The organism is Phocaeicola vulgatus ATCC 8482 (assembly GCF_000012825.1).
GTDB classification, from domain to species: Bacteria; Bacteroidota; Bacteroidia; order Bacteroidales; family Bacteroidaceae; genus Phocaeicola; species Phocaeicola vulgatus.
This window is the reverse complement of sequence record NC_009614.1, coordinates 798,273-814,305: the sequence shown is the minus strand read 5'-3', so window position 1 is coordinate 814,305 and position 16,033 is coordinate 798,273. Positions and strand designations below refer to the sequence as shown.

7 protein-coding genes are annotated in these 16,033 nt (G+C 40.3%); 4 read left to right on the top strand and 3 right to left on the bottom strand.

Annotated features, from left to right (window positions below; genetic code table 11):
• Positions 1 to 132 precede the first annotated feature (132 nt).
• The 3 genes from BVU_RS02890 to BVU_RS02880 form a co-directional block, all read right to left on the bottom strand.
• Positions 133 to 2,046 carry a SusD/RagB family nutrient-binding outer membrane lipoprotein gene (locus BVU_RS02890; RefSeq protein WP_011964807.1) on the bottom strand — a complete coding sequence of 638 codons (1,914 nt, stop codon included), beginning with the start codon at positions 2,044 to 2,046 and terminating at the stop codon, positions 133 to 135.
• A gap of 21 nt (positions 2,047 to 2,067) precedes the next feature.
• Entirely contained in the window at positions 2,068 to 5,469 is a 3,402-nt protein-coding gene (locus BVU_RS02885; protein ID WP_011964806.1) for a SusC/RagA family TonB-linked outer membrane protein, read from the bottom strand.
• A 336-nt stretch (positions 5,470 to 5,805) separates the two neighbouring features.
• On the bottom strand, positions 5,806 to 6,957 hold the full coding sequence (locus tag BVU_RS02880; RefSeq protein ID WP_011964805.1) for a VapE domain-containing protein: 1,152 nt from the start codon (positions 6,955 to 6,957) through the stop codon (positions 5,806 to 5,808).
• A gap of 313 nt (positions 6,958 to 7,270) precedes the next feature.
• Here BVU_RS02880 and BVU_RS02875 point away from each other — a divergent pair, with 313 nt between their 5' ends.
• From BVU_RS02875 to BVU_RS02855, 4 genes are all read left to right on the top strand, one after another.
• The gene (locus tag BVU_RS02875; protein ID WP_005850792.1) at positions 7,271 to 7,909 is read left to right on the top strand and encodes an HU family DNA-binding protein; all 639 of its coding nucleotides are present in this window, start codon (positions 7,271 to 7,273) and stop codon (positions 7,907 to 7,909) included.
• A 78-nt stretch (positions 7,910 to 7,987) separates the two neighbouring features.
• Positions 7,988 to 9,694, top strand: coding sequence for a PNGase F N-terminal domain-containing protein (locus tag BVU_RS02870; protein ID WP_005841962.1), 1,707 nt, complete (start codon positions 7,988 to 7,990; stop codon positions 9,692 to 9,694).
• A 621-nt stretch (positions 9,695 to 10,315) separates the two neighbouring features.
• Positions 10,316 to 13,726: a SusC/RagA family TonB-linked outer membrane protein gene (locus BVU_RS02860; RefSeq protein WP_008667530.1), complete on the top strand. Its 3,411-nt coding sequence runs from the start codon at positions 10,316 to 10,318 to the stop codon at positions 13,724 to 13,726.
• A 27-nt stretch (positions 13,727 to 13,753) separates the two neighbouring features.
• Entirely contained in the window at positions 13,754 to 15,640 is a 1,887-nt protein-coding gene (locus tag BVU_RS02855) for a SusD/RagB family nutrient-binding outer membrane lipoprotein (protein WP_005850780.1), read from the top strand.
• Positions 15,641 to 16,033: the final 393 nt, after the last annotated feature.

The window sequence follows — 16,033 nt, the reverse complement described above, 5'->3', positions numbered from 1 at the left end:
TAATATGCTTTGCCGGTATCAGCATATCAAATGATTTTGGGGTATAATAAAAAGGAAGAGAATATATCACATAACCTCTTCCTTTTTAATTAATAAACTTGGACTATCGTCATATTTCAGACTGTTTTTTTACTAATTCAAATTAGGTCCTTCTCCAAATTGAGGAGCTTTTTTATCGTACCAAACCCGTTCTGTATTTAATATTGTAGGCTCCGGACCATAGGAATATCCTTGGTCTTGATATGCTTTTCTCTTGATATCTCCCATTTTATCATCTACAGTTGGTTGTGTCACTTGAAATCTACGAGGTAATGGATAGTTGCTGACTTTAGGATTTAAGTTCAGCATGGGATATAAATCACTTTCTTTCATTGGACATCCGGAACGACGCATCATGATATATTGATCAGCCGGGAAGAAAATGAAGTGAATATACTGTTGCAAGTATACTTTTTCCAGATTCTCTGTCGTAGATCCATCTAAAGTCAAAATAGGATCATTTAGTAATCTAGTGACTTCATTTTCCTGCAACTTAATGGTTACATCAAATTTGTCTTGTCCAAATGTATTGTCATAATAGGGAATATGATTTAAACCTGCCAACTTGTCATAAGCACGCATTGAATATTCTACTCCCTTTTTCAGATAGGATTCTGCGTTTCCTGAGAAACCTATATCTTGTCCTTGGCTTAATAACTTAAGTTCTGCCAGATACAAGTTTACTTCTGCTGTGGATAGATACAATCCATACCATGCGTATAAATCTGTAATCTGAACTTTTGGCGCACTTGGAGCAACCGGATAGTCTATAATGACTTTTTTGTCAAACATATATTGATTTAATGGAGAATATGGATAATAAGTTGTTTCTCCATTGCCATCTTTATCTGAAACTTTCCACAGCTTGCCAGCCTTGTCAAAATAATCAGCATATTCCGGGTGCTGGTCGGCTAAGCCGGCTTCTACTTCTGTCGGTAAACCGTAATAACGTACCCAAGGTTCACCAGGAGCTTTCCAACCTTTGAAAACCTTTTTGCCGTTAACTTCTTCTGATATGACATTTTCTTCTACAAATGAAGGTAGCCTTTGTCCTTTGTCATAGAATGCTTGTACGACAATTGAATTATAATCATTCTTTTCAAAAAAGACACGGATACGTGGATCAAAATGTTCAAGCATGAAGTTGATTAATTGCATTGATCCTGCACCACGGTTATCCATAGAATTTCCACCAGGCATATGACGGTCTGTAGCACTTTTATTATAGAAGAAGTCATCTTCCAAACCATCCATAATAGGATACTTGGCAGCATCTCTTACAATATTCAATGCCCGATCCTTATCTTCGTTGATTAAACGAACTGCTAGCTTTAGACGAAGAGAGTTGGCAAATTTCAACCATTTGGTATAATCGCCTTGGTAGATGATATCCTGTGAGCCTAAAGACTGCTGTGTTACTTTATTTCCATCAATAGTAACATCATTGGCTAATGTTTCAACAGTTTCTTTCAATTGTTTTTCCCACAAATCAAATAATTCGGCTTGTGTGTCATATTTTGGAGTGAGCGTTCCTCCGTAACGTGCTTGATAGGCTTCTGTGTATGCCATGGAGCCATACATATCAGTATCCCACATAGCCAAGTAAATCATTAAAGGTTGACAAAGTGCTTTTAGATAAGTATATTTTGCTTGTTCTTCTCCCTCTAAGGTTGTATTTACAATATAAGTCAGTTCATTTACTTGGTTCATTACATTGTAAACTTGCGATCCCATTTTGCCTGAATTGGACATGGTAGTCATCAGGTTTTCATTACCTCCTGTTGAAGCTACTGTTTGAGACCATCTCAGCATATTATTGTAATCGTAATACCAGGCAAAATAGTCATGACCATCAAAATTTGCTAATGCTTGAGTAAACAAATAGCGGGGATCTGGTTTTGAAACGATAGTCGGATTGGTATTGATATCGGCAAAATCATCTTTGCAGCTGCTTATAAAAGCACAGCTGCCAATTAAAAAGCTTGCCATTATATATTTTAATTTCATAATCTTCAATTTTTTATAAGTTTAGAATCCTACATTTATAGTCATTGTGTAATTAGCTGTATATGGGTCGAAACTACGGATACGGAATTCACCACTCAAATTACCACGCACACCTTCAGGATTTACATCGTTAGGCAGTGAATTATATAGATATCCTAGATTACGTGCAGAGAAACTTACTCCCAATCTTTTTGCTCCAATTTTGCCTGCAATATTTGATGGGAATGTATACCCAACGGTAATTTCACGCAAAGCAATATATTTCAAATCATGTATCCATCCGTCATTGGTTACACCTGTTGACCATTGGTTGGCATAATTATAATACGATGCAGCATGCATTGGTTCAAGGATTCCATTTTCATAAGCTTGTTGATAGGACATACCACTTACATCATGAGTTTTACCATCTATACCTGTAACTTGAGTGCCCGAAGCAAATATTCCTTGAGGGATCATACCATCATGATAAGTAACACCGTAACTTCCTGATTGACTTCCATCCGCATTTAAATATTGGCTGGTCCATGTCATACCGCCATGAGCCTCATCCCGGAATTTTAAAGAAGATTCTGTCCATCCGTAAGCTGTGCCATAGCGATTACCATAAACAGCTACTTTACCACCAAAACGCATATCCAAGGCCATTCTGAAACTTAAGTTTTTCCAAGTCAATCCGGTCGAGACAGAACCTAAGAAGTCTGGATTCATATCACCGATCACTTCATTTTTCAAGCTTCTATCAGCATAGGCAGAGCGGTCAGAATCGCTCCATTTCAGAATGATATTGCCGTTGTCATCTCTTTTAGGAGTTATATCGGAAATCAATACGCCATAAGGTCCGCCAACTCTGGCTGCCGATTGGATACGCATGTTACCCCATCCTGTAGAACCACGTAAGCCAATATATTCGGCAGCGTCAGGGTGTAATTCGATAATCTTGTTATTATTCTTTGTAAAGGTGAAATCTAAGTTCCACTCCCAATCTTTATTACGGAAAGGAATCGTATTTAAAGCTATTTCCACACCACTGTTTTGAATATTACCGGCGTTAATTAATTGATTGCTAACACCAGAAATGGATGGTGTAGAGATGTTCATAATCTGATCTCTTGTATTTTCTTTATAGTAAGTTGCGTCTAGGTTGATACGATTGTCTAGGAAACGTAAATCCAGACCAACTTCCCAAGCATTTTTCCGTTCTGGTTTTAAGTTGGGTGAAATGGCTGTGCTTGAGAATGAATTTGTATATACATAACTACCATCTATTAACTGCAAATTACCTACATTGTAACCGGAATTAATAGTGTAAGCGCCTGTATCATTACCTACTTGTGCCCATGAACCACGAATTTTTGCAAACGAAATCCATGAGGGCATTTTGTCTTTGAATGTTTCACTGATCAGCCAAGAACCGGAAACTGAAGGATAGAAGTATGAGTAATTACCGTTCTTATTAGCATAAACTAATGCTGAAGACCAGTCATTACGCCCGGTTACATCTAAATATAATTGATTTTTCCAAGAAGCATTGAAAGCAAATACCGCAGATAACATCCGTTTAGTTCCTTCTATTTTTCCACTTGCTTTGACCTGTCGTTTACTGTTGCCTATGAAAAATTGCCCAGGTACAATCAAACCATCAGTTTCTACAGAATAAGCAGTCTGATAGTTGTTGTAATATTCACCACGAATAAAGCCACCCAGATTGAAATCTTTTATTGCTTTATCAAAAGTAAAAGTTCCTGCAAAGGTGGTTTGTTCTTTAGTTTGTTGTGCTAATTTATAGTTACCTCCTTCGTAAGCAACTCCGGTTCCAAGTTCTTTATTTTCTTCACGAATGTATACATAGTTCATATTGCCTTCTCCTTTGAAACGGACCCAATCGGCTATTTTTACATTGACTTCTAAAATAGGACGTACTACGGTTTCTTTACGGTTGTAGTCCATATTGTCAATATTAAACCAATAACTTTTGCTGGATTCGGGTACATTGGCATAAGTATCTCCAGAACGTGCAATACCGCCTTGTTCACTTAAATATTTATCACGATAGTACTTAGCGTCATATAATGGGGTTAATCCCTGGTAGAAATATTCACCTACGGCACGAGCAGCATTGCGTGGCTTGGAGTTGGCGAAACTGACGGAGGCGGCAACATCTACTCTATCACTGATTTTATGGCTACCTTTTACCAAGAAAGCGTAACGTTCAAATGTATTATTAGGAGTGGTGGCATTCACTTTCTTGTAAGAAACAGAACTATAGAATGATGTTTTTTCATTACCGCCACGTACTGATACATTAGTATTAGTGTTAAAACCTAATTGATACATATCTAACATGTTATTTTTGATTGGAGAATAAGGTACTTTGCGTCCATCATAGTCTTCAATCATTACCGAACTGTCGTAGGGGAGCCCCCATCCTAAAGTAGATGCTCCGATTAATGAAGGTTCTCCCTTTGCGTTGGTATAATAAGTAGGAATCCAAGTATTGCCATTTTCTCCATATCCGATTCTACCTGGACGGGCTCCCGGTCCATATACAGTTTGAATTCCGGGTTGTTTGTAGGCGTGGTCGATACCTAATGTTTGAGTGACATCTACACCGAATCCTTTGAACTTTCCTCCACCTTTGGTGGTAATGACCACGGCGCCGTTCAAACCTCTAGAGCCATAGAGCGCTGTGGCTGCGGCACCTTTCAGTACAGATACAGTTTCAAAGTCATCCGGGTTCAAGTTTTTCAATTCATTACCATAGTCAATCGCATCAATTTCTTCACCATCCATATCACGTCCTTGAGTGGAATTATCAAGAATGACACCATCGACAACGTATATAGGCTGGTTATTGCTTCCTAAGGTTGACGCACCACGAATTTGGATTTTAGCAGAGCCAAAGATACCACCGTCTGAATTCGATATTTCTACACCAGCTACTTTTCCTTGCAATGATGCAACCGGATTGACCGTATTGGTATACAACTCCTCACTTTTTAATTCGGTTACTGCATAACCCAAAGCTTTTTCTTCACGCTTCATTCCTAAAGCGGTAACTACTACTTCACCCAGTAATTGAGTATCATCTTTCAAAAGAACATCTAGAGGTTTCCCGGTCCATTTTATTTCTTGAGTAGCATAACCTACGAAAGAAATAACAATGATATCCCCTTCCTTTACATTACTTAAAGAGAAGTCACCGTCAAGCCCTGTGATAGTACCATTCGTAGTTCCTTTCACTACTACAGATGCGCCGATAACGCCTTCTCCCGTAGCATCCTTGACGATACCCGTGCACGTCCCTGTCTGTTGTGTGATTTTCACATCGGCAACGCCGGGATTGGCGACCGCGTATGCTGCTCCTGTAGAGGCACCCATTAGGAACAGCAACATACTGACTGATTTTAGTCGTTTTAACATAGCTGTGATTTTTTTTAAAGTTTATTGAAAATCAAGTAATTCCGTTTCCTTAGTTCCTTCAGAACTACTCTTGCAGCTATATATCTGATAATCAGAGCATATGTACTTTGGTAATTTTAAGATGATCTTTGTCCTTGAATTTACAAACAGGAAATAAATTTGCGATTTCTACCAGTTTTCTACTAGCTGCCATCCCGTTACCATAGTCAAATTTAAATTAGGATAGGGTTAATAAATATTGTATTGTAATACTTTTTATTCTGTCACCACATATCGCTGGACTTCAATATTATATGGTGACAGAACTTTCAGTATTTCCTCGAAATGGTTTATCAGTTAGAGCCGGTTCAGCAGATACTGGTCGCCATAGCGGGTATGTAATTTCTTCACTCCCATCAGAGCCAAATGTTTTCCGAAGGCTCTCATCTTGACATCACGCATGGTTTCAGGACTGGCCTTTTTCATCACTTCATAAATCTGGCCGATAGTCCATCTTTGAAACTTCTCCTCATCCCGGGGCAGACTGAAGCAGCTATAAAAGAGGCTTTCCTCTATGGGACGGCGCAAAAATGCGTCATTACGCAAGCTGACAGCCTGTTCTTCTTTGGGTGAGAGCCAATAGCGGCGGTTATGTTTTAGTTCATCTCTTAACTGAGCATAAAGTTGTTTATAATTGATGCGAGGCAAACGGATACTCCCTTTGGTCATCACCGGATAAAAACGGCGGTTACCGGAAGAATCGGTCAGCAGATCGCAAAAATTGGAAGTGCCAATAAATGAACTAAGGCGCGGTTGCTGGCTATAGCTGCTTTGAAACGGACGGCGCATACTAAGACCGCTCATTTGGACTAGATTCTTCAGCCGTGCCAGTTTACCTTCTTCCATCCGATTGAATTCGTCTATATTGATAAGAGCCAAAGAGCGCATTTTGCGCAGGGCATCCCCCTCGCGAGTTACATCGAAGTCATCGGTATAATATCCACGTAACGCTGGTGGAAGGAGCGACCGACAAAAGGTAGACTTCTTCAGGCCCTGAAGGGGATTAACCAAAATGGGAATCAGGCAGTTGCCATGCATCCGGTTTTTACCGCTCCATTGCATCACCATGCCCAGCATCCAGATATGAAACACCTCCACCCATTGCGTTTCATCGCTTACCGAGCGTGCCAGCTCGCTTACTCTATCGTGCCCGTCCCAGTGTGGCAGATGTTCCAAATAGGCTGTCACGGGGTGAAAAGAAGGAATGCGTGACGAACCCAGATAACGGCGCATATCACGGTCCATACAGTTCACGCCTTCCTCTATTGCATTAATAACCAATGTGTTGAATTCCCGCTCATCCACCACACGGTATTTATCGAACTTGTGCTTGTCATGAAATTCGCATTGTTCTGTTATTTGGTTGTAACGAAAGGAATAATGAGTGGTGAGGAATGAATCAAGCCCTTTCATGGCTTGTTTCAGTTTTGAGTCTTTTTCTTTTTCCATTAAATCTGTTTTTTTATTGATTTGAGGTGTGAAGATAGTTCTGCAAAACAGGGTTTTGCAAGAACTTTGCCCGACAAATTAAAATAAATCCAACGTGTGAAACATTTATGGCAGAATCTTTGCAAGAGGACGAAAGAATCCGTACCTTCGTCCGGAAGAATCTGGGTTCTCACTGACGTGAAGTTGCCTACTCACTTTAGTGAAGAGCCATTGCCACACGGGTGAAACTGCTGCTTCACTAAGGTGAAGCAACAGAATGTTCTGTAAGTTTGCACGATAACATCCTATAAATAAAACAAATACATAGTACATTATGTCAGACATTAAATTTGATATCTATGAATCTCCGGCAAATGACGGGGAAAAGAAAAAATACCATGTGAGAAACACCAACAAGCAGACCATCCACTCGAAGGACTTGATACACGAGGCTACGCTTTATACTTCAGTAAGCCGTTCGGACTGGGCGGCAGTGGTAGAGGGACTGATAGATATTCTGTCCGAGAAATTAGGTGACGGCAAACGAATCCATATCAACGGATTAGGGTATTTCTCTGTCAGTATCGGCTCCACAGAAAGTGAAAATCCTAAGAAGATGACCCGTGGCACAGTACAGATAACAGGAGTCAACTTCCAGCCTGAGAAAAGTTTCAAGAAGAGTATTATAAGCCGGGCACATTTTGTAAGAGAACGATACAAGGTGCACACGGTGGACTTGTCGCCTATCGAAGTAGACGGGCTGCTGAGTGAATATTTTAAAGATCATCGCAGTATCACCTGCGCCCGGATGCAGCAGGTCTGCGGAATGACCCGTTCTACCGCATACCGCCGCCTACAGGCACTGACCCAAGGAGTCCATCCGTCATTACAACGCGAGGGCTACAAAAATGCCACTGCCTACATACCGGTTAAAGGGCATTACGGACGTTCCTACACGGCAGATCGCTGGTAACGAGCCGGATAGGGTGAAGGGAGAATTTTGTGTTTCATGTAAAATGAATTGTTATATCATACTTTAAAATAAGAAAAAATGAAAAGAACCATCTTGAAAAACGTAGGAATCGGCTTGTGCTTCCTGCTTAGCACCGGGACGGTCTGCGCGCAGAACTACCCTGGAAAAGTGAAGAATGCACAAGGTATCGAGGTGACCTATCAATCGAATTACAAAGGGAAAGCCCGGCCGGGACATCTGTTGATGACCGTGTCCGGTGACCGCGTATCATTGACCAACGTATGGCCGGAGCAAAACGACCGTCCCAATCCCCGCCCGGAAGACAAGACACCTGTAACCGGCAGTTACATCGACTACACCACCCGGCAGGCATACCGCAGGGCTGAACTACCTAACGGACAAGTGATATCTGCGGTCACTCCCTTCGAATTCGGCAAAGGTTTCACGCAAACGGGCGAAGGAAAACACTTAGGGATGAACTGCAAAATTTTGCGCACATCCATCAATTCCAACACCATCGAGGTGTGGTATACCAACGACATCCCTTTTCGTGGTACTCCGCAAGCCAATGTGGGTGTACCTGACGGATTGGTACTGAGAGTCGTGCGAAACGGTGACATGATTCAGGAAGCCACCCATATTACCCCGCTGAAGAAAGGAAAGGATGTGTTGCCACAGTCGTGGGGGGAAAGCATGGATGCGGCCGACTACCAATATACCATCAACCAAAGCGGAGTTATCACAATTCCGGTCTTCGACCAGCAGAGCATCTGCTTCAACAACGCTAAATTGCCCGAAGTACTGGAGGATGGCGTACAATACAGTGCCGGAGGCGGCACCATCCTGTTGAAGAAAGTGAAGCTGCCCGACTATGTGAAGAATCGTACCGTCTTTGCGGAAGTTGTCCAATACTCGGACGGTGATGCTTACGACCGCACCGGTTCTGTCTTTCTGATACCGGAAGGCAAGCAGCTGTCTTTTCTTGATGCCATACGTGATTTGAAGAAAGTTCCCTCTTTCCGCTCGGAAAATACGGACTACCACGGGCTGATTTCCACAGCGGAGTATGATGTGCCTTTAGAGTTGATGCGTTTCTTCACCGGTTTCGGTGTACGCAAGTTCAATTATAATAAGGTGAAGGGACAGGACTGGGTGGACTCCGTACTTTACAAAATGGAGGTAACCCCACTGGCCGAAAAATTGGAAGGGGAAGCTTGGATTGGCGCTTACATCGGCAACTGGGATGCCAAAGGACATCGTCTGTCGTTGAAACTGAAGTATTATCCTGATGAAGAACATCGGGTTTATAATACTCTTCCGCTGTTCAATACAGTGAATTATCTGGAGCAGGCAGGACAGCCTTATCCGATTTTCATGCGTCAGGATTCTCTGACCGTAAAGTTCACCTTGAAGGAGCCTGCCAAGAACGCCCGTCTGTACTACCTCACCACGGGACATGGCGGTTGGGGAGGCGGTGATGAGTTCAACCAGAAACCGAACACTCTCTATTTGGACGGTGAAAAGGTGATCTCTTTCGTACCTTGGCGGGATGATTGTGGAACTTATCGTAACTGGAATCCTTGTTCGGGTAATTTCTCCAATGGACTGAGCTCTTCCGACTTGAGCCGTTCCAACTGGTGTCCGGGTACGGTGACCAATCCCGAATACATCTATTTGGGTGATCTGGAAGCGGGTGAACACAGCATCACCGTAAAAATACCACAGGGTGCTCCCGAAGGGGGAAGCAATAGTTATTGGTGTATCTCAGGTACGCTTATTTATTAATGTAAATTCCTTTGTCCTGCGATAACAGAAATGTTTCTGTCACCGCAGGACAAGGAATGTTCCAACTTTTCTATCTCCTCAAAGGACAATCTTGTCCTTGGGCAAGTTGGCACATGGGCAAGTTCAAGGACTTAAAATTACAGCCTACAGTTTGTTTGGACTTCTTTCCCTCTTCCGTTCTTCCTTTCATATTCCTTCTTTCCTTTCATCTTTTGATTGTTGTCTGCAATACTGCCTATATAAAAAAGGAATATTTTCTCTGGCAATACACCAACGGCATGGACTGGCATTACCTTTTTTCCTTTGGTTCTTATCCCAATATGCGTTACCTGTTTTCTACCGACTACCAAACAAACGGTAAATATTCGATGAAAAAACAATATAAATCATTTCAAGAAAGTTCTGTGAAAGTTATCGGTTCTCTCTTTAAATAGGGGGCTCCTGATATCTCAAACGTTAAAAATCAGAGCATATTAAAAATATTTTTCAATAGATTCTTTATATATATTAAAATTGTTATATATTTGCACCGTTAATCTAAATTAAATTGAAAAACATAGTTCTGAAGGAACTAAGAAAATGTAATTACTTGATTTTCAATAAACTTAAAAAATCACAGCTATGTTAAAACGACTAAAATCAGTCAGTATGTTGCTGTTCCTAATGGGTGCCTCTACCGGAGCAGCATACGCGGTCGCCAATCCCGGCGTTACCGATGTGAAAATCACACAACAAAGTGGTACATGTACAGGAATTGTCAAGGATGCTACGGGTGAAACTGTCATTGGTGCATCTGTAGTAGTAAAAGGTACGACTAATGGTACTATTACCGGACTTGACGGTGATTTTTCTTTGTCAAATGTAAAAAAAGGAGATATCATTGTTATTTCTTTTGTAGGATATCAGACACAGGAAGTAAAATGGACCGGACAGCCTATTGATGTAACTTTAAAAGATGATACGCAACAGTTAGGTGAAGTTGTGGTTACAGCTTTGGGATTGAAGCGTGAAGAAAAAGCTTTGGGATATGCAGTTACTGAAGTGAAGGGAGATGAATTAAAAGCTGCCAATACCATTTCTCCGGTAGCCGCATTGCAAGGTAAAGTAGCCGGTGTTGAAATCTCAGGATCAGATGGTGGTTTATTTGGTGGTACCAAGATACAGATTCGTGGAGCTTCAACCTTAAGTTCCAACAACCAGCCTATCTATGTGGTGGATGGAGTGATTCTGGATAACGGTGTATCTGGTAATACGACAGCAGACTGGGACGCAGGTGCCAACAACGCCAGCGACTATGGTAATGAGTTGAAAAACTTAAATCCTGATGATTTTGAAACTGTATCAGTATTGAAAGGTGCTGCGGCAACAGCATTGTATGGTTCCCGCGGTTTGAATGGTGCGGTTGTAATCACCACCAAATCCGGTAAGGGTACACAAGGGCTGGGTATCAGCGTTTCTCAAACATTTGGTATTGACCATGCTTTCAAGACTCCGGATATTCAAACTTTATATGGTCCAGGATACATGCCGGGACAATCTGATGCCGACCAAAATGGAAGTATGTGGGATGAACATCAGTTTACAGTAAATCAGAATGGGGAACATACATTAGTAGGAGTACCCAACTTTGGTTTTGGTCCTAGATATGATGGCTCTCAAATCCGCAATTATGATGGTACATGGACTACCTATTCTCCACGTAAAAATAATATGCTGGATTTATATAAATTAGGGTTCAATACAAACACGAATGTTTCTATTCGCGGTGGTAATGAAAAAACATCATTTTATACATCTTTATCTTATAAAAATGCCAAATCAACAACAGAAAACAATACTTTTGAACGTTACTCCATGTTGTTGAAAGCTAGCCATAAGTTGAACGATTGGGTGGATGTTGCTGCTTCTTTTAGCTTTGCCAACTCAAAACCGCGTAATGCACAACTGAATGCGGGTGAATTGTTTGTCAATGCAAATACCAATGTGATTAACCCGCTATTTGACGTAGATTATTTCCGGAACAAATATTTAGGTGAGCATGGTGGTATTGCCAGTACCAGCTATGGTGACCAATATGGTTCGGTTCCTTCCAGCGCTAAAAATTATTTCTTCAAAGTAGATAATTACGATTATGTACGGAAGGAAACTGTTATTCGTCCTACATTTGAAGTAAATGTAAAGATGACAGATTGGCTGAAGTTTAAAGCAGACGCTAATATGAACCGTTATTATACTTCTATAGAAGATAAGCAATTAGGTTCCGGTTATGCAAACGAAGGAGGATATTATGGTATTACGCAAGATATAAAAGAACAATTTACCGTAGGGGGAACTTTTACTGCCAGCAAGCAGATAAAAGATTTTTCACTCGGTGGATTCGCACGATTTGAGTATTACAACACCTCTTCCCAACATTCAAAAGTATCAACTGACGGAGGAATGGTGGTGCCTGGAGAATGGTTCGTGGAAAACTCAAAAAAGACTAAAAAGAGCGAATCGACCATATCGGGCAGCAAAAGAATTATTTCTGCCATTTTTGCTTTAAATTTAGGATGGAAGAATCAATTCTATTTGGATGTTACAGGACGTAATGACTGGTCTTCTGCATTGGTATATGCCAATCGTACAGGTAATCACTCATACTTCTATCCTTCTGTATCAGGTTCATGGTTGATTAATGAAACTTTCCGCGAAAGTATGCCTTCATGGATTAACTTGGCAAAACTTCGTGCATCATGGGCACAAGTAGGTAATGATACAGACCCATACGCTGTCAATCAGACGTATTCTTTTGCCACAATGGAAATGTATGACGGCAATATCTATACCAATGAACTGGACAAACTGATGAAGATTGCCGACCTTAAACCGGAACGTAAGAATTCATGGGAAATAGGTTTGGATTTCCGTACTTTTAATAATCGTTTGAACTTGGATTTCACTTATTATAAGGAAAATACCACAGACCAGATTATGAAAATCAATGTTCCTGCTATTTCCGGTGTTACCCAACAGTTGGTAAATGCTGGTAATATCCAAAACTCAGGTATTGAAATCGCATTAAATACTACTCCTATCAAAACTAAAGACTGGCAGTGGGATCTGGACTTCACTTATACACGAAACAGAAGTAAAATTGTATCCTTGCATCCTAATGTTGCCAACTATATTGAATTGTCCGGTTATGTAAACGCATACGACTATCATATCGGCTCCGTAGCAAAAGTCGGTGAGTCTTATGGTGTGTTGATGTCAGATGTCACTCAGGCACGTAATGAAAACGGTGTACCTTTGTTGGAGTGGGATGACAGCTGGAGAGGCGCATATAGAGCACAAAGCAAAACAGCGGAAGTAGTGGGCAACATGACACCGGATTTTCTGGGATCTGTAGCAACAACGTTAACTTGGAAAGATTTAAGTTTGAATGTCGGACTGGATATGCGTTTTGGAGGTTTGGTGGCATCTTACTGTAACTTATACGGAACTCAGGCCGGTTGGACAGAAAGTTCTTTGCAATACCGTGACCCGGAACATGGAGGTATGACTTGGACTAGTCAATACGCCGATTCCAAAGGTATTCAATATACTGATGGTATGATTCCGGAAGGTGTTTTTAAAGAAGGAACAATTGCGACCTTGGTGGATGGAACAAAAATGGATGTCAGCGGACTGTCTTACGCACAGTTAGTACAGGAAGGAAAACTGGAACCCACTCATGCCGGTTCATGGTATGGAAATAATTATGCATGGGGAGCACAGACAATTGATGACATTTGGGTACACAAGTTGAGTTATATCGCTTTGCGTAATATTACTATAAATTATCGTTTGCCTAATAGCATCAGTCACAAACTGGGTGCAAAAGGATTGAACCTGTCATTCAGTGCACGTAATTTGGGATATCTGTATAATTCATTACCTAATAACCTGAATCCGGAATCTGTACGTTCTAATTCAGCTTCAGAGTTCCGTATTCGTGGTTTCGAGCCTTATACGGCAAGTTACATATTTACAATTAATGCCAATTTCTAATTGTTAACTTTAAAAGAATTATCAACAATGAAATATAGAACTTTAGCAGCCGCACTGCTTTTAGGAAGTGTAATGTTTACTTCCTGTGTAGATGAATTCTCTGAATTAAATTCAGATCCGTCTACTATTACAAAGCCTGATATTCGTTTCCTGTTCACTAAATGTGAGGCTTCTTTCCAACCGGGAGATTATGCACAGTGGTTTGGAGGATTTAATGATCTTTCTACCTGGTCGCAAACAACAGTTTCATCAGGAGGTAATACAACTCGTTCAAATCGTCCGACTGATGAAGCCAATGGTTGTGGTTATGAAGTAAACGAAGTTCTTCGTTATGCTAATGAGATTCGATATCAAATCAGCCAGTTGCCTGAAGAGGAAAAAGCGACTTATGAATATATCCAATATCTTTGTAATCCTTTGTTGGTTTATTTAAGTATCCAAGATGCCGACCTATATGGCTCACGTCAATATACAGAAGCAGAACAAGCCAGATATACCAATCCTCCTTTGTTATTGCCTAAGTATGACACTCAAGAGGAACTTTTGGAAGTATGGCTGAAAGAACTGGACCAGACTATTAATTATCTGAGCAGTAACGAAATCAAAGATGTTTTGAATAATCAGGACTTTATTTATAAAGGTGATTTGAAAAAATGGGGCAAACTGGCCAATTCTTTGAAATTGAAAATTGCAGCCCGTTTGATAAACAAAGACCGGAACCGTGCTTTTGAAATAGTAAAACAGGTAGCAGAAAGTCCTGTTGGCTTAATTGCTACTACGGATGATGACTTTGTATATAACAAGGGTAAGTTCGATAACAATTGGAATAATGATTTTTCTGTAGGAGTAGGTACGCAACATCTTATAGACTTTTTGGTAAACAACAAAGATCCGCGTTTGCTTTATTTCTTCCAAAAGAATGACTACAATTCTAATGTTGTGCAGGCTTATTTTGATCAAAAAAGAGAAATGCCGGATTTTGTAGAAAAGAATGTAATTTCTGAGGTTAAAAATGGAAAGAAAGTCTTTAAAGAATGGGGTGGTCCAGGTGAACCTTGGGTACGTTATTATGGTCTTCCTGTAGAAATAGGTGCAGGACAGATGGACAAATACGAGGATTATTTTGACCCCAAAGGACAATTGTTTGTTTTGTACTCGGCAGCTGGTGCCAAGAAAAGCTATTATCCGTGTACTTACCGGAATCAAGAAATGGTAAAAGGTTTGTTGACATATACTTATCCGGATGCTCCGGATGTTACTCCGGTTCAGGACACTCAACAATATGGCTGGTATGGTCTGTATTTTTCGGCAGCGGAAACCAATTTCTTCTTGGCTGAATTCACCCTGTTGGGAGCTACTTGGAATGGACAAAAAAGTGCCCAAGAGTATTTTACAGACGGTATCACTGCTTCAGTAAAAGGATATGATTATGTTGCCGGTCAGAATCATATACCTTATTATGACAGTCCTTATGTAAATGACCCTCATGATGTTTCCATTAAGCTGCAAGAGGAATGGCTGACAGAACTGCTTAAGAAAGAGGCTTATAATTTAAGTGGAGATAAAGCTTCTGATTTGGAAAAAGTGTATATCCAAGAATATCTCCATTATTTTAATGCACCGATTGATCAATATGTTAACATTATGCGTTCTGGTGTTCCTATGAAGAATAGTTCCATTTTACCGCGTAAGGAATTTGACGAACAATTGGGTGACTCTTATCCTATCCCTAGAAGATTTGCTGTTATGGAGCCTTTGGAATCAGATCAGTTACATGACATAACTATCGCTGCATATAAAGCACAAGGTTATACATATCAAGGTACAAATGCAAAAAATCCACAAGTTTTGCATGACGAACGTGTATGGATGGATAAAGAAAATCCTGATTTTGGCAAAGGACCGAAGAACTGAAAATAAAATTAAAGAATAACAGTTCCCCTTGTTTTTCCTGTAAAAACAAGGGGATTGTTTTATTTTGACCTTCAGGACTATACATAGAATTATTTTGCAAATATTATTTATATGTAAGTAAAGAGTTGATTCTTCTTGAAAAAGATAAGGACTTTCTAAAACAATGAGCCGATGCTGTTTTCATTTGTAAGATGAAAAACTTTCCCACCAATTATTGAAAGTTCTCATTCTTTTACGGAATGTAATACTCCCTTATTTCTTTGTGCAAAGTAGTGATTTGGGTAGAAATGAAGTAGAAAATTTCCATTTAAAGTTTGTTTTAACGGCTTTAAATGGAAATTTCTTTTTGTCGTTATCATATTCAACTACATTGAATATCAACACAATAGCTGC